At 68.0% G+C, this 18,503-nt stretch carries 22 protein-coding genes; 12 read left to right on the forward strand and 10 right to left on the reverse strand.

The annotated features are described in order from the left end of the window. Window positions 1-3 precede the first annotated feature (3 nt). Window positions 4-1,191, forward strand: a complete 1,188-nt coding sequence (locus ACIRRA_RS04980) for a cation:proton antiporter (protein ID WP_402763196.1) — start codon at window positions 4-6, stop codon at window positions 1,189-1,191. Here the strand turns inward: ACIRRA_RS04980 and ACIRRA_RS04985 are convergent. Continuing rightward, complete coding sequence (locus tag ACIRRA_RS04985) at window positions 1,090-1,971, reverse strand: rhomboid-like protein (RefSeq protein WP_402763198.1); 882 nt, start codon at window positions 1,969-1,971, stop codon at window positions 1,090-1,092. The two genes, ACIRRA_RS04980 and ACIRRA_RS04985, sit on opposite strands and share 102 nt — an antisense overlap. 151 nt (window positions 1,972-2,122) lie before the next feature. Between ACIRRA_RS04985 and ACIRRA_RS04990 the strand changes: the two genes are divergently transcribed. The 5 genes from ACIRRA_RS04990 (at window position 2,123) to ACIRRA_RS05010 (ending at window position 5,817) form a co-directional block, all read left to right on the forward strand. After that, window positions 2,123-3,535, forward strand: coding sequence for an ethanolamine ammonia-lyase subunit EutB (locus ACIRRA_RS04990; protein ID WP_402763201.1), 1,413 nt, complete (start codon window positions 2,123-2,125; stop codon window positions 3,533-3,535). After that, window positions 3,532-3,771, forward strand: coding sequence for a hypothetical protein (locus ACIRRA_RS04995; RefSeq protein ID WP_402763203.1), 240 nt, complete (start codon window positions 3,532-3,534; stop codon window positions 3,769-3,771). Before ACIRRA_RS04990 ends, ACIRRA_RS04995 begins: the two co-directional genes overlap by 4 nt. Next, window positions 3,768-4,619 (forward strand): ethanolamine ammonia-lyase subunit EutC, encoded by an 852-nt coding sequence (eutC, locus tag ACIRRA_RS05000; RefSeq protein WP_402763205.1) that lies wholly within the window; start codon window positions 3,768-3,770, stop codon window positions 4,617-4,619. The genes ACIRRA_RS04995 and eutC overlap by 4 nt, the downstream gene beginning before the upstream one ends. A gap of 70 nt (window positions 4,620-4,689) precedes the next feature. Next, the gene (locus ACIRRA_RS05005; protein ID WP_402763207.1) at window positions 4,690-5,106 is read left to right on the forward strand and encodes a subtilase-type protease inhibitor; all 417 of its coding nucleotides are present in this window, start codon (window positions 4,690-4,692) and stop codon (window positions 5,104-5,106) included. A gap of 114 nt (window positions 5,107-5,220) precedes the next feature. After that, window positions 5,221-5,817: a YdcF family protein gene (locus ACIRRA_RS05010; protein ID WP_402763209.1), complete on the forward strand. Its 597-nt coding sequence runs from the start codon at window positions 5,221-5,223 to the stop codon at window positions 5,815-5,817. Window positions 5,818-5,824: 7 nt separating this feature from the next. Here ACIRRA_RS05010 and ACIRRA_RS05015 read toward each other — a convergent pair whose 3' ends face one another. The 4 genes from ACIRRA_RS05015 to ACIRRA_RS05030 all read right to left on the reverse strand — a co-directional run bounded on the left by ACIRRA_RS05015 (window position 5,825) and on the right by ACIRRA_RS05030 (window position 10,602). After that, window positions 5,825-7,405: a Na+/H+ antiporter gene (locus tag ACIRRA_RS05015; protein WP_402763212.1), complete on the reverse strand. Its 1,581-nt coding sequence runs from the start codon at window positions 7,403-7,405 to the stop codon at window positions 5,825-5,827. Window positions 7,406-7,531: 126 nt separating this feature from the next. After that, window positions 7,532-8,545 (reverse strand): MHYT domain-containing protein, encoded by a 1,014-nt coding sequence (locus ACIRRA_RS05020; protein WP_402763215.1) that lies wholly within the window; start codon window positions 8,543-8,545, stop codon window positions 7,532-7,534. A gap of 250 nt (window positions 8,546-8,795) precedes the next feature. After that, entirely contained in the window at window positions 8,796-10,094 is a 1,299-nt protein-coding gene (locus ACIRRA_RS05025) for an FAD-dependent oxidoreductase (RefSeq protein WP_402763218.1), read from the reverse strand. A gap of 22 nt (window positions 10,095-10,116) precedes the next feature. Next, a complete protein-coding gene (locus ACIRRA_RS05030) occupies window positions 10,117-10,602 on the reverse strand; it encodes a MarR family winged helix-turn-helix transcriptional regulator (protein ID WP_402763220.1) in 486 nt (161 codons plus the stop codon). 24 nt (window positions 10,603-10,626) lie between these two features. On the opposite strand from ACIRRA_RS05030, the gene ACIRRA_RS05035 reads away from it, so the two are divergent. Together ACIRRA_RS05035 and ACIRRA_RS05040 are read left to right on the forward strand one after the other, a co-directional pair. Then, the gene (locus ACIRRA_RS05035) at window positions 10,627-10,773 is read left to right on the forward strand and encodes a hypothetical protein (protein ID WP_402763223.1); all 147 of its coding nucleotides are present in this window, start codon (window positions 10,627-10,629) and stop codon (window positions 10,771-10,773) included. A 59-nt stretch (window positions 10,774-10,832) separates the two neighbouring features. Beyond that, window positions 10,833-11,714 carry an alpha/beta fold hydrolase gene (locus ACIRRA_RS05040; RefSeq protein ID WP_402763225.1) on the forward strand — a complete coding sequence of 294 codons (882 nt, stop codon included), beginning with the start codon at window positions 10,833-10,835 and terminating at the stop codon, window positions 11,712-11,714. A gap of 3 nt (window positions 11,715-11,717) precedes the next feature. On the opposite strand, the gene ACIRRA_RS05045 is transcribed toward ACIRRA_RS05040, so the two are convergent. Continuing rightward, the gene (locus tag ACIRRA_RS05045) at window positions 11,718-12,122 is read right to left on the reverse strand and encodes an ArsR/SmtB family transcription factor (RefSeq protein WP_402763227.1); all 405 of its coding nucleotides are present in this window, start codon (window positions 12,120-12,122) and stop codon (window positions 11,718-11,720) included. Next, window positions 12,122-12,778, reverse strand: coding sequence for an SRPBCC family protein (locus ACIRRA_RS05050; protein ID WP_402763230.1), 657 nt, complete (start codon window positions 12,776-12,778; stop codon window positions 12,122-12,124). Before ACIRRA_RS05050 ends, ACIRRA_RS05045 begins: the two co-directional genes overlap by 1 nt. 167 nt (window positions 12,779-12,945) lie before the next feature. Between ACIRRA_RS05050 and ACIRRA_RS05055 the strand changes: the two genes are divergently transcribed. The 3 genes from ACIRRA_RS05055 to ACIRRA_RS05065 all read left to right on the forward strand — a co-directional run bounded on the left by ACIRRA_RS05055 (window position 12,946) and on the right by ACIRRA_RS05065 (window position 14,123). Beyond that, window positions 12,946-13,299: a VOC family protein gene (locus ACIRRA_RS05055; protein ID WP_402763233.1), complete on the forward strand. Its 354-nt coding sequence runs from the start codon at window positions 12,946-12,948 to the stop codon at window positions 13,297-13,299. Beyond that, window positions 13,296-13,577, forward strand: coding sequence for a hypothetical protein (locus ACIRRA_RS05060; protein WP_402763235.1), 282 nt, complete (start codon window positions 13,296-13,298; stop codon window positions 13,575-13,577). Before ACIRRA_RS05055 ends, ACIRRA_RS05060 begins: the two co-directional genes overlap by 4 nt. 111 nt (window positions 13,578-13,688) lie before the next feature. Further along, window positions 13,689-14,123, forward strand: coding sequence for a VOC family protein (locus tag ACIRRA_RS05065; protein WP_402763238.1), 435 nt, complete (start codon window positions 13,689-13,691; stop codon window positions 14,121-14,123). A gap of 94 nt (window positions 14,124-14,217) precedes the next feature. Here the strand turns inward: ACIRRA_RS05065 and ACIRRA_RS05070 are convergent, their stop codons facing one another. After that, entirely contained in the window at window positions 14,218-14,811 is a 594-nt protein-coding gene (locus ACIRRA_RS05070) for a chorismate mutase (protein WP_402763241.1), read from the reverse strand. Between the two features lie 308 nt (window positions 14,812-15,119). Between ACIRRA_RS05070 and ACIRRA_RS05075 the strand changes: the two genes are divergently transcribed. Beyond that, a complete protein-coding gene (locus ACIRRA_RS05075) occupies window positions 15,120-16,007 on the forward strand; it encodes an LLM class flavin-dependent oxidoreductase (RefSeq protein WP_402763244.1) in 888 nt (295 codons plus the stop codon). A 101-nt stretch (window positions 16,008-16,108) separates the two neighbouring features. Here the strand turns inward: ACIRRA_RS05075 and ACIRRA_RS05080 are convergent, their stop codons facing one another. Beyond that, window positions 16,109-17,551, reverse strand: coding sequence for an RNA polymerase sigma factor (locus ACIRRA_RS05080; RefSeq protein ID WP_402763247.1), 1,443 nt, complete (start codon window positions 17,549-17,551; stop codon window positions 16,109-16,111). A gap of 152 nt (window positions 17,552-17,703) precedes the next feature. Continuing rightward, window positions 17,704-18,462, reverse strand: a complete 759-nt coding sequence (ppgK, locus tag ACIRRA_RS05085) for a polyphosphate--glucose phosphotransferase (protein ID WP_402763250.1) — start codon at window positions 18,460-18,462, stop codon at window positions 17,704-17,706. Between the last annotated feature and the right edge of the window lie 41 nt (window positions 18,463-18,503).

Here is an 18,503-nt window from a genome sequence, read left to right on the forward strand (position 1 = left end):
TCTGTGGATTCGACCGGTCTAGCCCTGTTCGAACTCGGCGCGGTCTTGTTCGCGCTCGGCATGCTGGGACGACTGGCCGCCCGCTTCGGCATGTCGCCGATTCCCCTCTACCTGCTGGGCGGCCTGGCCTTCGGTGAGGGCGGCATCGTGAAGATGCGCGCCGCCACCGAATTCGGGCACATGGCCGGTGAGATCGGCGTGGTGCTGCTGCTCCTGCTGCTCGGATTGGAGTACACCGCAGCCGAATTGGTGACCGGACTGCGCCGCTCCTGGCTGGCCGGTCTGCTCGACATCGTCGCCAATGCCACGCCGGGCGTGGTGGTGGCGCTGATCCTGGACTGGGGCGCGGTTGGCGCGGTCACCATGGGCGGCGTCACCTACATCTCGTCCTCCGGCATCGTCGCCAAGGTGCTCAACGACCTGGGTCGCCTCGGTAACCGCGAGACGCCGGTGGTGCTGTCCATCCTGGTGTTCGAGGATCTGGCCATGGCGGTGTACTTGCCGATCCTCACCATGATGCTGGCCGGGCTGAGCTTCGCCAGCGGGCTGCGCTCGCTGGCCATCGCCCTGGCGGGGATCACCGTGGTGCTCATCGTGGCGTTGCGCTACGGCCGCTACGTGTCGGCCATCGTGGACAGCAACGATCGGGAAGTGTTCCTGCTCAAGCTGCTCGGCGCCGCGCTGCTGGTGTCGGGCGCGGCCTCGGCGCTGAACGTGTCGGCGGCGGTGGGCGCGTTCCTGCTCGGCATCGCCATCTCCGGGTCCACCGCGCAGGAGGCGGTGAAACTCCTCGAACCGCTGCGGGATCTGTTCGCGGCCATCTTCTTCGTGGCCTTCGGGCTCAGCACCGATCCCCGGGCGATCCCGCCGGTGCTGGGCTGGGCGATCCTGCTGGCCTTCGTGACCGCGCTGACCAAGCTCGGCACCGGCTGGTGGGCGGCGTCGCGGCAGGGCATCCGCCGGATGGGCCGGGCGCGTGCGGGCGCGGCGCTGGTGGCACACGGCGAATTCTCCATCGTCATTGCCGGCCTGGCGGTTTCGCTGGGCGGCGTGAGCGGGCGGCTGGCCGCGTTGGCCTCGGCCTACGTGCTAATGATGGCCGTGCTCGGCCCGATCGTGGCGCGCCTCGTCGAGCCGGCCGTCCGGTTCGCCCAGCGTGGGCGCAGCCGCGTCGATCCCGTCCCCGGCTGAATCCCCGATGGTCGCGGCCGGAATCGCTGCCGCCCGGGCCGGCTTCGCCGCGGCCTTGCGCGCCCGCACCGCGACCAGGCGGTGGGAGAGCGCCACCGCAATCGCGCCCACCGTGAAACCGATGAGCAGCGCGAAGAAATGGCCGTAGTCGGTGAAGGTGCGGCCGTCCCAGACGCCGTAGGCGTACCAGACCGCCATGGCCAGCACCCACAGCCAGCGGGCCGGGCCGCGCAGCCGGAAGGTCAGCGCGGCCATCATGGCCGAGATGCCGTAGCTGGGTCCGACATCCGAGGCGAACGCCACCCGGGTCGGGATCAGGTGCTTGTCGAGCTTGTGAGCGATGCCGATGACCGTGATCAGGGTGGCGCCGACATGGCCGGCAGCCACCACCAGGATCCAGCGCAGCGACCCCAGCCAGCGCTCGGCCAGCGCCATCAGGGTGATGAGGATGAGAATATCGCCCCAGGGGAAGCCGCCGTCGGTCCAGAAGGCCGACGCCACCAGCACCTGGATCGGATCCTTCTGCATATTGCGCAGGTTCGTGGAGGCGGAGAAGATCAGCCGCCGGCCCACGATGTCGCTGGCGCCGCGCAGCGTCCACCAGGTGATGAACAGGGTGAAGGCGTAGGCGATGCACGCCGGGGTGACCGCCAGCAGATCCCGATAGGCCTGGACGGCGCGGCGCAGCCGGTGCGGCTGCCGCCACCAGACACCGAGGGTGCGGAACTGCTCGCCGAGATCGACGGTGCGCAGCCAGGGCGGCTGATAGGTGCCTGCCATGGCGCCATGGTATCCGGCGGGGTCGCCGGCCGACCTGCGCATCGTGGGGGAGGACACCGGTCCCGCGGCGGTCCGGCACGCGTAACGCGCAGTAATGCCGGGGGAAAATGATGGTTACCGACCGGCAATATGGGCCCGGACCATCGGGAGGGTGATCTTCCATCAGCGCCTGGGCGGCAGCACCTACACCTTCGACGGGCTGGTCGAACTGCTGGCCAAGGCCACACCGCGGCGCAGCGGGGACGAACTGGCCGGGTGCGCGGCGCACTCCGACGCCGAGCGGGCGGCGGCGCAGTGGGCGCTGGCCGAGGTGTCGCTGGGCGCCTTCCTGGAGGAGCCGGTGGTGCCGTACGAGACCGACGAGGTCACGCGGTTGATCATCGACGGGCACGATCGGGGTGCTTTCCAGGCGATTTCGCATCTGACGGTGGGCGGGCTGCGGGACTGGCTGCTTGCGGTGGCCGCCCGGCCCGACGCCGCGGCCACCTTGCGGGCGGTCGCGTCCGGGGTCACGCCCGAGATGGCCGCGGCCGTCAGCAAACTCATGCGCAATCAGGACCTGATCGCGGTCGCGCGGGCGGCCGAGGTGTGCTCCGGATTCCGGACCAGCATCGGGGTGCCGGGCACGCTCGCCACCCGATTGCAGCCCAACCATCCGACCGATGATCCGCGCGGGATCGCCGCGGCGGTGCTGGACGGGCTGCTGCTGGGCTGCGGGGACGCGGTGATCGGCATCAATCCGGCCACCGATTCGCCGCGGGCCACGGCGGATCTGCTGTACCTGCTCGACGAGGTGCGGCAGCGATTCGAGATTCCGACGCAGTCGTGTGTGCTCTCGCACGTCACCACCACGCTCGGGCTCATCGAGGCGGGGGCGCCGGTGGATCTGGTGTTCCAGTCCATCGCGGGTACCGAGGGCGCGAATTCCGGCTTCGGCGTGACCATCTCGCTGCTGCGCGAGGCCAACGAGGCGGGCCGGTCGCTGCGCCGCGGGACCGTGGGCGACAACGTCATGTACCTGGAAACCGGTCAGGGCTCGGCGCTTTCGGCTGGCGCGCACCTGGGCGCCGGCGGCAAGCCGGTCGACCAGCAGACCCTCGAGGCCCGCGCCTACGCCATCGCCCGCGACCTGGACCCGTTCCTGATCAATACAGTGGTCGGCTTCATCGGCCCCGAATACCTCTACGACGGCAAGCAGATCATCCGCGCCGGCCTAGAGGACCACTTCTGCGGCAAGCTCCTCGGCCTCCCCATGGGCGTCGACGTCTGCTACACCAACCACGCCGAAGCCGACCAGGACGACATGGACACCCTGCTCACCCTGCTGGCCGCCGCGGGCTGCCCCTTCGTCATCGCGGTCCCCGGCGCCGACGACGTCATGCTCGGCTACCAGAGCCTCGCCTACCACGACGCGCTCTACGCCCGCCAGATCCTCAACCTCCGTCCCGCTCCCGAATTCGCCGCCTGGCTCGACCACCTCGGCATGCTCGGCCCGGCCGGCCGCATCCTCCCCGTCGAGCCGCTGACCTCCCCACTCCGGGCCCTCGCCAAGGGGGCGGCATGACGATCGGCCCTGTGTCGGCGCGCGCCTTTCATGAGCGACGAAACCTCTGGGATCACAACGAGATTCGTGGCATCGGCTCCACCATCGGCCCCGGCGCTCCGCCCCGGTCCGCCTGTATCGGTATCGCCCGGCAGTGCCCGGATCGCCACTCGCGGCAATACGCGGTGGGCAGCGCGCACCTACGGGATGCCAGCCGGTGGGCGTATCCCTGGCCGTATCAGGAAGGAAATCTGTGAGCTACAGCGAACCGCTCTCTCCCATCGGACGCGCCGAGCACGCTGCGGCACACGCCTTCTGGCATGATCTGCGGCGAACCACCCAGGCACGCATCGGACTTCGGCGCACCGGTGACGCCTTGTCGACCACCGAGGTCCTCGAATTCCGTGCGGCGCATGCGGCGGCCCGGGATGCCGTGCACAGTCCGCTCGATATCGCGGTCCTGGCCGCCGAGGTGGCGGGTCTCGGGCTCGATGAGCCGGTGCACGTGCGCAGCAGGGCGAGCGATCGCTCGGAGTATCTGCGGCGTCCGGATCTCGGGCGGCTGCCCGGGACCGATGAACCAGCGGTGCCGCACAGCGGGAAGGACGTGGGTTTCGTTCTGGCAGACGGGCTTTCGTCGAAGGCGCTGGCCGATCACGGGGTTCCCATGCTCGCGGCGTTGCTGGCGGCGTTCGAGGGGCGGTACACGCTCGCTCCGCCGGTGATCGCCACGCAGGCCCGGGTGGCGCTGGGGGATCACATCGGTGCCGCGCTCGGTGTGGGGACGGTGCTGGTGTTGATCGGGGAGCGGCCCGGGCTCTCGGTCGCCGACAGTCTCGGGATCTATCTGACCCATTGCCCGCGACCCGGAAGATCCGATTCCGAGCGGAACTGCATCTCGAATATTCATCCGCCGGAAGGGCTTTCGTACGAGCGTGCGGCTCACGTCGTCACGGGGTTGGTCGATGGTGCTCGTCGACTCGGCAGGTCGGGGGTCGATCTGAAGGACACGTCGGCCGACCGCGCGCTCACCGATGCGGGCGCCATCTCGGTGGAAGCGCCATGGCCCGTCGCGGGGGCGGTGCGTGCCCGGGCGAAACACTGAGCGGTGCGCGAACGATCGATCGGTGGAAGCCGTATTCGGCGGAAGTCGTATTCGAGGAGGCAGGTGACTCATGTCCTTTGGTGTTCGTGTGGTAGGAGCGGGATTGGGTGTGATGGCGACGCTGGTCGCGGTGCCGGCGGCACAGGCGGACCCGGTCGCGGACGGATCACCGTCCGCGCTGACCTTGACCCTGGCACAGGGCGATTCGCTGGAGAGCTCGTCGAGTCAGCAGACGGTGCTGCTGGCTTGTTCACCGGTGGTGGCGGGCACCCACCCGGCGGCCGCGTCGGCGTGTGACGAGCTGACCGCGGCTGGAGGCGACTTCGAGAAGCTGTCCGGCCATCCGATGCGGTTCTGCACCATGATCTACGACCCGGTGACCGTGGCGGCGGACGGCGTCTGGCACGGCAACCCGGTGAGTTACCGGCACACCTATGCCAACAAGTGTCAGGCCCAGAACCGCAGCACCTACGTCTTCGCGTTCTGACCGAATCCGCTGCCGCCCGGCCTCCCCGCCGGCGCGGGAAGTACTGTTCACCCGGGCTTGTGACAGGCCGCTCGAACAGTGCCGACTCGGCGCGGAGCAGGAGGTACGGGCGGGATGCGACGATGGCGAGTGGTCCTGGCGCTGGCGGGGACCACGATGCTGGTGCCGTTCCTCGGGTTCACCGGCTATACGGTCGGTCGTGCGCGGCTTTCCCCGCGCCCCGGCGCGGAGGTGGTGGTCGTGCTCGGCTGTCGGCTGCGCCACGATCGGGTTGCACCGATGCTTGCCAGGCGTCTGAACCGGGCGCTCGAGGTGATGGGAGAGGAACACCGCCGGGGGCGTACGCCACTACTGGTGGCCTCGGGCGGGCAGAGCGGCCGCGAAACCGTGGCCGAGGCGGAGGCGATGGCGGATTATCTCGTGGCGCAAGGTATTCCGGATGATCGAATCCTGCGCGAGAACCGGTCTCGCAATACCGAGGAGAATCTGCGGTTCACCGTCCGGGAGTTACGCGGGCGCGGAATCGATCCGGAGCGGGCGCGAATAACCGTGGTCACCAGCGACTTTCACGTGCTGCGGACGGCCGGGCTGGTCCGGCGACTGGGGCTGCGTGCCCAGGTGACCGGCGCACGCACCTCCCGGCTGCTGACCCGAAAATCCTTCCTGCGGGAATTCGTCGCCGTCCTGGTCAAGCTGGGCAGGACCGGGTAGCGGTCGGTCACCGGCGCAGGTCCAGCCGGCGCATGACCCGGTCCACCACGTCGGGCGGGACTCCCGGTTCACGGCGTGCGGCCAGCGCCTCGGCCCTGCCTGCCTCCAGCACGTCATTGGTGATGGACCGCATCTTCGTGGTGAAGGCCAGCGTGCGATCGGTGTGCGTCCGGGGATCGCCCTGGGCTGCCTCCGGATCCGCCTGGGCCAGACGGCGTTCGAATCCCGTGCGCAGCCGGTCGTAGACCTCCTCGGGCAGGTGCTCGGTTTCCGAGATCTCCTCGAGCCGGGCCAGTTCGGCCTCCAGCACCCGGGTCCAGAGCTGGCGTTCGAAGGCGCGCTCGGTGCCGGTATCGGCGTGCACGCCCATCGCCCGCACCACGGCGGACAGGGTCGGGCCCTGCAACAGCAGCGTGAACAGCACGACCGCGATGGCGGTGAACAGGATTTCGGTGCGGCCCGGGAACGGTTTTCCGCTGTCGGTGGTGAACGGCACGGCCAGGGCCAGCGCCACCGTGGCGACCCCGCGCATGCCCGCCCACCAGGTCACCACGGTCTCGCGCCAGGTGTGGGGCTCGTCCTTGTCGCGGGTGCGCCGCCAGGATCGGAAGATCACGGTCGTGGTCAGCAGCCAGATCAGTCGCAACCCCACCACCACCGCGATGACCACCGCCGCCCCGCCGATGAAGCGCGGCCAATGGGGTCCGGCGTCGCGCAGCACCGTGCTCAGTTCGAGTCCGATCAGGCCGAAAGCGAAACCGGTGACCAGCATTTCGGTGATCTCCCAGAAGGAGTCGCCCACCAGCCGGTAGTCGCTGTCGCTGAAATCGGTTGCGGCATCGGTGAGATACATCGAGCACACCAGCACCGCCAGCACCGCCGACCCGCCCCGCGACTCCGAGAGCCCGTAGGCGGCGAACGGCAGCAGCAGGCCCAGCGCCACCCGCCACGGGGCCTCCTCCAGCCGCTGCATGAGTTTGCTTCCGGCCCAGCCGAACAGCAGCCCAACCACCGCCCCGACCAGGGCCGACACTAGGAAATCGCGGAATGCGCCCCAGGCCGAGAACGAACCGGTCACCACGGCCCGAATCGCCACCGTGTAGAGGACGATCGCGGTCACGTCGTTGAACAGGCCCTCGCCCTCGAGCACCGCGACCAGCCGTCTGGGCAGGCCCAGTTTGCCCGCCAGCGCCGAGACCGCCACCGGATCCGGCGGCGCGACCAGGGCGCCGAGCGCCACCGCAGCACCGATCGGCACGCCCGGATACCAGAGGTGGAAGGCCCAGGCCACGGCCGCCGTGGTCACGATGACGAGCACCACCGCGCGCAGGCTGATGGCTATCCAGTTCTCGGCGAACTGCCGCCATGAGGTGCGCCGCGCGGCCGCGTACAGCAGGGGCGGCAGCACCAGCGGCAGGATGAGTTCGGGATCGATCTCGATATTCGGCACCTGCGGGATCAGGGCCAGCACCACGCCGAAGGCGGTCATGAGGACCGCCGGCGCTTGGCCCAGCCGCCGCCCGAGCGGCTGGGCCAGGATGGTCGCGAACAGGACTGCGAAGATCAACTCCAGCTGGTGGTGCTCCACGGCAGTCAGTTTGCTGCCGATGTGCCCGAAAGTCGAACACTGGGACCGGATTCTCAGCGAACCGGGTCGGCAATTCTCAGCCTGCCCGATTGGTACTGGAGATTGCCCACGGTCGGGCGGGTACGGCTATGAGTAGCGGGTACTGCGCTGCGGCGGAACCGGATTCCGGTCGTGGCGCGCTGCCGGGCCGCCGGCCGCCGGGTAGAACTGGTCCGAACGCCCGTCGCCGTGCGGGGACATCTCGTGGCGGCCGGGTGCCTGATAGTCAGCGGCCGGTGCGTACAAGCCCGCGGTCCGGTAGTCCCGGGGACCGGGCTCGTCCTGGCCCGAGCCGCGCGTTTCCGCCACCGCCGAGGCCGCCCGCAGCGACCAGCCCGCGCGCGCCGCCGGTTCGGGCCGTTCCGGTTCGGGCATCATGGAGCGCTCGTCCACCTCGGTGAGGCCGACGTGAATGAGCAGGACGAGCGTCACCATGCTGACGCTGATCATCAGCGGGGCCAGCAATTCCATCGGGCCCGTGCCCTGCGGGGTGGTCGGATTGTCCATGTGGTGCGCGCTCATCGACGCCATGCCCGTGTAGTGCATGCCGCAGACCGCGACACCCATGATCAGGGCCGCGCCGATGGTGGCCCAGATACCGGTGATGACCAGCGTGAACCACAGCGCCACGGTGGCCGCGACCACCGCGATCACCATGGACAGTGTGACGATGCCGGCGTTGTAGTCGATCATGGCGTCGGACCGCATGGCGTACATGCCCGAGTAGTGCATGGCGCCGACGCCCAGCCCGGTGACCGCGCCGCCCGCGAACAGTGACAAGCGGCCGAATGGCTCGCGGGCCACGATGAACAGGCCCATCCACACCACGGTGACCGAGATGACTGCGCTGAGCAGGGTGAGCGGCACGTTGTACTTGACCACCGCACCGCGGATGGTGAAACCCAGCATGGCGACGAAGTGCATCACCCAGATGCCGGTGCCGCCGATGGCCACGGCCGCCGAGACGAGCCAGCTGCTGCGTCCTTCCCCGGACCGGGCACGTGCCGTACACCGCAGGCCGAGCAGGGATCCGGTGACGGACATGATGTACGCCAGTACGGGGGTGATCCAACCGTAGCTGAAGTGGTGAATTTCCAGCACTCGAACTCCATTGCCAGAACAGGGGTTTCGCAATCGCGGAGGCGACGACGGCACACTACCGGGCAAGGTTCGGATTGGGAAATTGAAAAGGAACGTTTCATTCAAATTACTTCCGGCTGGGACGTCTCCACCGGGTCAGCAATCTGCGAGCCTTCTGAATGTCATGTCCGCGTTGGACTTTGGACATCCGGGGGTGGTGATCCGCATGTGCCGCCCGCTCGGCACGCGGGCGGCACATGCACGGCAGCTATTACTCGGCACCCAGGTCGGCGAACATCTTTCGCTTCATGGCGGGCACCGCGTTGGCGGTGCGGAAGACGAGTTTGCCGGCACCGCGCGCAAACCGGCTGTCGGACACCGACTGGGTGGCCGCGGTCAGCGAGGCCTGCACCGCCGCGAAGCCGTAGTCGATCATGTCCGTTTCGTATCGGTGGATGCCCTCGAGCAGTCCGAGCTCACGGCGTTCGGCGGCCACCAGTGCGCGGCACAGCCCCCGGGCGTCGCGCAGTGCAGTGTTCGCACCGATACCGGCGAACGGGGTCATGCTGTGCACCGCATCGCCGAGCACCGTGACATTCGTGGTCTGCCAGGCCGGGATCGGGACCGAGGTCTTGATCGGCAGCAGGGTGGCGGTCTCCGGATCGGAATCGGCGACCAGCGCCCGCAATTCGGGCGCCCATCCTGTGGTCATCCGCACCGCGAGATCGTGCAGGCCGACGGGCGAGAGCGCCTCCAGATCGGCGCCGTAGCGTTCGCGTTTGGCCGCGAAGGCCCAGAAGACATACGGCTGGGTGTTGTCGAGGAGCAGCCCGGACTCCAGGCCGGGCCGGTTCCCGACGATGCGCTCGGCGCCGGCGGGGATGTCGAACTCGTGCGGGGCGAGGAACATTCCGCAGCCGCTGGGCGGGATGACGCTGAGCGGATTGCGCAGCAGCCGGGCGTCCAGGCGCGCCCGCGATTCCGGCGTCAGGCCGTATTTGCCTGCGATGGTGACGATTCCGGTGTCCACGCGCTCGGCGTGCGGGAGGTATTGCGCCCGCACCCGGGAGGTGCCGCCGTCCGCGCCGACCAGCACATCACCGATCTCGGAATCGCCGTCGCCGAAATGGGCCAGGATCCGGCCGTCGGGCAGGCGCTCATAGCGGTCGAACATGCTGCCGTAGTGCACGGCGTCGCCCAGGTCGGCGAGCAGCAGCTGTCGCAGGGTGATCCGGCTGATGCCGTAGTGCCCGCCGGCGGTGTGCTCACCCTCCTCCGGATCGATCTGGAGCAGTTCGCGCAATTGTTCCGTGACGAAACCGAACCCGTTGCCGCCCTTGCCCGCACATGCGACGAAGGTCGAATACAGCTCCGGCGACAGCAGTTCGGCCAGGGCATTGCTGCCGTGCGGGTTGATGTGGATGCGGAAACCCTGCAGGCGGTCGGTGCGCTGGGTTTCGCGTTCGTGCACGCTGACGCTCACGCCTGCGCGGCGCAGGCCGTTGGCGAGCGCCAGCCCGCCGATGCCGCCGCCGGCGATGATCACGTGCAGGGGTGTGTTGGTGGCCATGGCAATTGGTCCTCTCCTGAAGTCAGATTCGGCTCCAGCCGAATCGGCCCGGACGTCTGCGGTTCGCCCGTTGCTGTTGGTGTGTGCCCGCCGCGGCCCAGGCATCGATCATGCGATCGAGCAGCCGGGTGAGAGTGTCGACATCCTCGGCGGACCAGTCGGCGATCACCTCGCCGAAGACCTGGTCGCCGATCTCCAGGAACTGCGCGAGCTCGGCCCGCCCCGCCTCGGTGGCCTCGACCAGCACCGCCCGCCGATCCGCCGGATCGGGGGAGGTGCTGACCAGGCCGGAGTCGATCAACGCCTGGACATGCCGGGTGATGGAAGACGGCAACGCGTCGAGGCACTCGGCGATCTCCCCGGCCCGCAGCGGCCCGGACTCGACCGCGCACTGCAGCACCCCGACCCGGACCGGGTCGTAGGCGCGAGAAGTGCCCTGCCGCATGGCTTCCGCGAACCGCGCGGTGCTCCGGGCCAGTCGCGAAACCTGGTCTTTGTTTGCTTCCATGAATCAACTATAAAAGTTGATTCCGTGAAACAAAAGAGTGTGGCGGAAAACGGACGTTCAGCGATGGAGCAGTGGGACTCGGTCGCTACCGCCGAGGACCCCTCGGCGGGGCTGCGCACTCATGAGGTGCGGCTCGCCTTCATCGAGGCCGCCCGTGCCGCTACCGGCTGAGCCCCGGATCGGCGTAGCGTGCGGACGAGGTACTCCGCATCGGAATCCCTGGGGGACACATGAATACGAGACTGACGGTGTTCTCCCATGACGGCCTGACCTTCGACGTCGTCGACGCGGGCCCGCTCGACGGCATCCCGGTCGTGCTGCTGCACGGATTCCCGCAGACGGCTTCGGAATGGGACCGGCTGACGCCCTACCTGCATGAACGCGGTTACCGCACAATCGCTCCCACGCAGCGCGGCTATTCGCCGGGGGCACGCCCGCGCGGCCGGTTCGCGTACCGGATGAGCGCCCTGATCGGCGATACGGTCGCGCTGATCGAGGCGCTCGGCGGTGACCCGGTTTATCTGGTCGGTCATGACTGGGGTTCCGCCGTCGCGTGGTCGACCGCCGCGGCGCGCCCGGAGCTGGTGCGCACGCTGACCTCGGTGTCGGTTCCGCATCCGATGGCCTTCGCGCGCACCATGTTCACCACCACGCAGTTGTTCCGGACCTTCTATCTGGTGCTGTTCCAGATCCCGTGGGTGCCGGAGTTGGTGGTTTCCAGAGTCTTCCGCGCGGTGAACTCTCCGTCGCGCCCCGGCCTGCGCCGTCGCGCCCGAGCCCTGTCGGGAATGGACGACGCCCAGATCGATCGCGTTTCGCGTGAGGTGATCGGGGCCGGAGCACTGCCCTACGCCATCAACTGGTATCGCGCGATGATGATCGTCGATCCGCGCCGGGTATTGCGCAAGGTCATCGCTCCGACGACGCACGTGTCCAGTGCCCGGGACCACTACATCGTCGACCGGAACTCCATGCTGACGGCGCGCTACGTCCAGGGGCCCTTCGCGCATGAAGTTCTCGACGGCACCCATTGGATTCCGGAGGAACGGCCCGCCGAGCTGGCCGCCGTCATCACCACCCGAACAGCCTCGGTGACAACGCAATCCGAGTGAAAGTCACCCGGCTGCGGGCCGGGCTTCTCCGGTCCGGGACCGCCGTGTGGGCTCGGCGGTGCGGCCGGCGCGTTTGCCGCGGGCGATCTCGGTGCCGAGAGCGTCGAGCGGATTCGCCATCTGGTGCAAGGGATCTCCGAGGCCCGCGAGCCACGCCTGTGCCGTTTCCACGCCCTGGGCATCGAGGGCGTAGAAGCGACGCGTGCCCTCAGCACGCACGATAACCAATCCGGCATCGCGCAGCACCTTGAGGTGCTGCGAGACACCGGGCTGGGAGATCGACGCCTGAGCGCGGACCGTCTCGACGATCGCGCCGGCGGGCTGTTCGCCACCGGCGACGAGCTCGAGGATGTAGCGGCGGATCGGATCGCCGAGCGCCTCGAAAATCCGTGCGAGAGAAGCGGCCATCAGGATTCCGGGCCGCTGTCGGGCTCGGTCGTGTAGAAGCTGTACGCCGCATCGGCCGCGGTCTGTGCCGTGGCGGGCTCGTCGCCGTCGGCGATGGCCGCCTCGCCCCATCCGGTGACGGAGGCTCGGATGAACACGCGGCCCTCCGGCGTCCGGTGCACGTTCTGCCCTTCCTCCGGATCCACCACCTCCCCGCTCGACAGATACGAACTCAGCCCGGCAAGCGTGAGATCCCACCCGACACCGACCGCACCCGGCCCGAACCGCCCCCACATCTCCGGTTCGAACGGCACCTCGTGCGTCAATTCCAGCTGGGTGCCGTCGTTCACCGGCGTGAGGCCCATCTCCAGCCAGGAGACCTTGCCGTCCCATTCCCATGTCACGGCAAGCGCTTTCGGCGCATCGCACCGCTCGATCACCCCATTGGCGTGCCCCTCGAGCTGATAGCGCCCACCGACCTCCAGCCTGCCGCTGATCGGCAGGAACCACCGCGGGATCCGCTCGGGATCGGTGAGCGCATTCCACAGATCGGCCGGATCGGTCTGGTAACTGCGCCGAGCGACGGCGATCCGGGTCGGCACCCCGTCCCGGGAACCGGTCCGCACCTCGCGAGTCACCAATCCCGCAAGGCGGGTGGGATCGGACAGTAGCGACATAGCGCCTCCTTTTTATAAGTTCTGACTTATATTAACAGGCATGGCGCGAGAAGTGCCACAGGCGGCGTGTCGGTGGCGAACCCCGGCGCCGGGCAACGGCCATCATGGTTGGCGTACGGAACCCGCGCAGCCCACAGCCGGCTGCGCCTCGGCAGCAGGAGGCAGTAGTGAGCGACCACGAAGTGAAGATGATCATCTTGTCGACCGACGACCTCGATGAATCCATCGCCTTCTACACCGAGACCCTGGGCATGCCCCTGAAATTCCGCGACGGCCCCCACTTCGCGGCCCTCGACGGCGGCCCCATCACCCTCGCCCTCGCCACCGCGTTAGACCACCCCATCCATGGCCAGGTAGTCGTAGGCATCAAAACCGCCGATGTGGACGCGGCCGCCAAAGCCATCGAAGCCAGCGGCGGCGGCATCGTGAAGGCCCCCTACGACGACGCCCACGAGCGCCGCGCTGTCGTCTGCGACAACAAAGGCAACGGCCTGGTCTTCTACAGCCCACTGCCCCGATGATCAACCCCCGGATCACCATCGAACCCGTCGTCGACCACGAATACCGAGTCCTGGTCGACGACGGCACCGAATCCGCCGAATCCCAATTCATAGTCGCCCCAGACGTTCTCGCTGATCTGGGCTTCGCCGCGGCCGACGAGGGGCGCGTCGTGGAACTGACGGCCGCCTTCCTGGTCGATCACCAGTCGATCATCGACTTCCCTCAACTGGTCTACCTCGACGAGGTTGCCGCCGCCTTCGACGACTACCGCCCCGAGCTCCAACGCCGCCTCGGCTAGCCTCGTGCCGGCCTGGTCCGGCCGTGTGCAGCGGACCTATCGCGGAATCCGTTGAACGCCACGGAGGCCGGGCCGCGCGGAGGACGAAGGACCCGCCGCTATGGTGAACCGATGACGTCGGTCAAACAGATCCAGGTCACCTTCGACTGCGCAGAGCCTGAGCGTGTCGCGCGTTTCTGGTGCGATGTGCTCGGGTACGTCATTCCGCCGCCGCCGGAGGGGTTTGCCAGTTGGGTCGAATTCGACTGCTCCCTGCCGCCTGAGCGTCAGGGTTCAGCATTCGCATGCGTTGATCCCTCAGGTGTCGGCCCGCGACTGTTCTTTCAACGCGTGCCCGAAGGGAAAGTCACCAAGAATCGCCTGCATCTCGACGTGCGGGTCGGCACTGGGCTCGTGGGTGAAGAGCGCCTGGCCGCACTCGAGGCCGAATGTGCACGACTGGTCGCGCTCGGCGCGGTGCGTGTGCGGCTACTGCCGGCCGGCGGAGGCAACGAGTCCTGCCTCGTGATGCAGGACATCGAGGGCAACGAATTCTGTCTCGACTGAGTCGCCACGAACGCTGTTGCTCGGCAGCTCAATTCGGATGCCGGTTGAGGCAGGCCCTATCGGGGTGAACGTCTCCTGTGCCGGGGGAGATGCGTCAGCTCCCACACAACGGAGTCGACGCGCGCACGAGCGCCGCCGCGTGGAGGGCGTCGAGATTGTCGTGCCCGGCGACAGCGAGTACCCCGGCGGCGACTCGCGCTGGGCAGTCGGAGCGCGTCAATTCGGGCCGCTCCCTATCCAATTCGTCGATGATCGCGACATTGAGGCCATCGATCACCGGCCGCACCCCGGCCAGATCCGTCGCCGGCACCGGGGCAGTCACCAGCCCATACCGCCACTCGGTCACCAGCCCCCGCTGGACGATCTTGCTAGCCTCGATCTGACCTTGAAACACCTGCCGGACCAGCCCCGCGGGTAGATTCCGTTCCGCCCCCAACTGAGCCATAGCGTCACAGATCGCCTGTTCCCGAACCGGATCGTCGATCACCGGCTCGCTCCCATCCCGCACCGCACCCTCCCACTTGACCGCCGCGACAGTATCCGCCGTATCGAGCCGCTCGTTCAGCAGCCCCACCAGCCGATCCAGGGCCCCTGAATAATCGTCCTCCGCCGCGCCCACCCCGAACTGTCCCGCAGCCACCACCATCGCCGCCCCCGCCACAACCGCCAGCCGTCTCATCGATGCCATGCCTTCCACCGCGCGAACCCTACCGCCCCCGACACAACGAACACCCCAGACGCGCAGTGGCTTCGAAACTTGATGCGCGATACACAGATCGACATCGATCGACCACGCTCGACCTCCCAGGGCACAACGTTCTCGCCGGACGCGAAAGTGGTGAGCGATGCCGCAGGCGAAAGATGTCGTGAGCCGCGGCCTCGGACTGACAGCGAGTTGCACGGGACAGAAACAGAATCTGGTCCCTGAGCCGAAGATCAGGGATCATCACCGTCGACTGGCCGAAGGCGCGCGGACGCGGCTGGCATGATCACGGGGTGAAGCTACGATTCGGTATTCAGTTGGCACCGACGGTGACCGAGCTGCCACAGCTGCGCGCGATGGCCAGGTTGGCGGACCGGGAAGGTCTGGATCTGCTCGGCATTCAGGATCATCCGTACTCGGGCGGGCTGGCCGATACGTTCGCGGTGATCGCCACGGTGCTGGCGGAAACCGAACGGCTGCGGGTGTTTCCGGATGTGGCCAGCCTGCCGTTGCGCGGGCCCGCGATGCTCGGGAAGCAGGCCGCGACCTTGGATGTGCTCAGCGGCGGGCGATTCGAACTCGCCGTCGGAGCGGGCGCGTTCTGGCCAGCGATCGGGGCCATGGGCGGTCCGGTGCGGTCGAATCCCGAAGCGCTGCAGGCGCTCGAGGAGGCCACCGCGATCATCCGGGCCATGTGGCGGCCGGGGACGAAGGCGAAAGTCGAAGGCGTGCACTACAGCGTGAAGGGTGTGCAGTCCGGGCCCGCGCCCGCGCATCCGGTCGGGATCTGGTTCGGCAGCGTCGGTCCGAAGGCCAACGCCCTCACCGGGCGTATCGCCGACGGGTGGGCCGCGCCCATCCCGCACTACCTACCGTACGAGAAATGGCAAGCGACACAGAACATCATCTCTGACGCCGCGATCGACGTGGGCCGCAAACCGGCCGACATCACCCGAATGGCACAACTGGTTGGAACGATCACCGACACTCCGGGGCCGGTCACACTGCGCGGCGAGGAACCGATCCGCACCGATGCCGCGGGCTGGGCCCGCATTCTGGCCGATCTCGCCATGGAGACCGGCTTCGACACCTTCGTGTACTGGCCGGAATCCGCCGACGACACTCAGCTTCGTCGCTGGATCGGTGACGTCGTTCCTGCCACCCGAGCCTCGAGCGCCTGACCATCCCAGGCACCCAACCCGAACTGACAGCACTGTGCTCGGGTCTTGATACGAGTTCGGGCCGCTGAGCTGCAGCTCAGCGGCCCGAACTCGGGTGATCGCTAGTCCAGGTAGTCGCGCAAGACCTGGGAGCGGCTCGGGTGGCGGAGCTTGCTCATGGTCTTGGACTCGATCTGGCGGATGCGTTCGCGGGTGACGCCGTAGACCTGGCCGATTTCGTCCAGGGTTCGGGGCTGGCCGTCGGTGAGGCCGAAGCGGAGACGGACGACGCCCGCTTCGCGCTCCGACAAGGTCTCGAGGACCGACTGCAACTGGTCTTGTAGCAGCGTGAAGGACACCGCGTCGACCGCGACGACAGCTTCGGAGTCTTCGATGAAGTCGCCGAGTTGGGAGTCGCCCTCGTCACCGATGGTCTGGTCCAGGGAGATGGGCTCGCGCGCGTACTGCTGGATTTCCAGCACCTTCTCGGGCGTGATGTCCATTTCCTTGGCGAGCTCTTCGGGGGTGGGCTCGCGGCCCAGGTCCTGGAGGAGTTCGCGCTGGATGCGGCCGAGCTTGTTGATGACCTCGACCATGTGCACGGGGATGCGGATGGTGCGGGCCTGGTCGGCCATGGCGCGGGTGATGGCCTGGCGGATCCACCACGTCGCGTAGGTCGAGAACTTGTAACCCTTGGTGTAGTCGAACTTCTCGACCGCGCGGATCAGACCGAGGTTGCCTTCCTGGATCAGGTCCAGGAACGCCATGCCGCGGCCGGTGTAGCGCTTGGCGAGCGAAACGACCAGTCGCAGGTTGGCTTCCAGCAGGTGGTTCTTGGCGCGGTTGCCGTCGCGCATGATCCACTGGAAGTCGCGGCGCGACTGCACGGGCAGCTTCTCGCCCTTCTCGGCGAACTCGCGCAGCTTTTCCGTGGCGTAGAGGCCGGCCTCGATGCGCTTGGCGAGCTCGACCTCCTCCTCGGCGTTGAGCAGCGCGACCTTGCCGATCTGCTTGAGGTAGGCGCGGACCGAGTCGGCGGAGGCGGTGAGTTCAGCATCCTTGCGGGCCTGGCGCAGCGCCTCGGATTCCTCTTCGTCCCAGACGAAGTCGCCGGACGCCTTGTCCTTCTCCGACGGCTCTTCGGCCTCTTCGGCCTCCTCGCCCTCGGCTGCGGGAGCGGCCGGGCCGGCTTCCCCTTCCTCGTCCTCCTCGACCTCGTCGACCAGGTCCTCGTCCTCGCCGAGGTCGTCCTCGTCGATTTCGATGTCACCCAGGTCGTCGTCGAGCTCCAGCGAGTCGTCGTCGATGACCTCGTCGCCCTCAGCGCCTTCGGCGCCGGGCTCCGCGGCCTTCTTCGGCGAAGCCTTCTTCGCCGCGGTCTTCTTGGCGGTGGCCTTGGTGGCCTTCTTCGCCGCCGTCTTCTTGGCCGCAGTCTTCTTCGCCGCGGCCTTCTTGGCCGGGGCCTTCTTCGCGGCAGCCTTCTTGACCGGCCGTGCTGCGGTGGTGTCTGCTGAGTCGGCGGCCTCGGCCGATTCGGCGGTCTCTCGGGTATTCGTGGCTACCACGTACGCCCTTTCGTGACGGTCTCGTGCGGCGTCACGCCAGAGTGGTGATCCGGCGGAGCGTTCTGTCGGGGGGTAAACCGGCTCTCGTGCCGGTGTCGGTTTCCGGCCTACCGCCGGGCATGTGTTCCATTGTAACGATCGAACCAGCTTACTTACGGTGCGATCCCGGCTGACACCGCCATGGCTGCTCCGACGATGCCGGCGGTGTTGCGCAGCGCGGCGGGCACCACCGGGGTTCTGTTGGTGAGCAACGGAATCCATTCCTGGTAGTCGCGGCTGATGCCGCCACCCGCCACGAACACGTTCGGCCAGAACAGGTTTTCCAAGGTAACCAGCACCTTGCTGACCTCCCGCGCCCACTCCGGGTAGGACATGCCGACCCGATCCTTGACCGAGGCGGCGGCCCGGTGCTCGGCCTCGCGGCCGTCGACCTCCATGTGCCCGAGCTCGCTGTTCGGTATGAGCACGCCGTTGTACATCATGGCCGATCCGATACCGGTGCCGAAGGTCAGCAGCATTACCAAACCGTCGAGATCCTTTGCCGCGCCGTACCGGTCCTCGGCCATGCCCGCCGCGTCGGCGTCGTTGAGGACGGTCACCTCGCGGCCGCCCAGCGCCAGCGAGAACAGGTGCCGCGCGTCGATGCCGATCCAGGTCGGGTCGATATTGGCGGCCGTGCGGATCTGCCCGCGCAGCACCACGCTCGGCATGGTGATGCCGACCGGGCCCTCCCAGCCGGACTGGGCGACGAGCTTGGCGACCGCCTCGGCGACCGCGTTCGGAGTGGCCGGGTGCGGTGTGGCGATCTTGATGCGCTCATAGACCAGTTCGCCGGTCGCGAGATCGACCTCGGCGCCCTTCACACCGCTGCCGCCGATATCGATGCCGAACGCGCGTCCGGGATCGGACATGGACCACTCCTCGTTCTCCAGGGATGCCGGCGAGTCGAAGC

This window comes from Nocardia sp. NPDC101769 (genome assembly GCF_044766925.1).
Taxonomy (GTDB): Bacteria; Actinomycetota; Actinomycetes; order Mycobacteriales; family Mycobacteriaceae; genus Nocardia.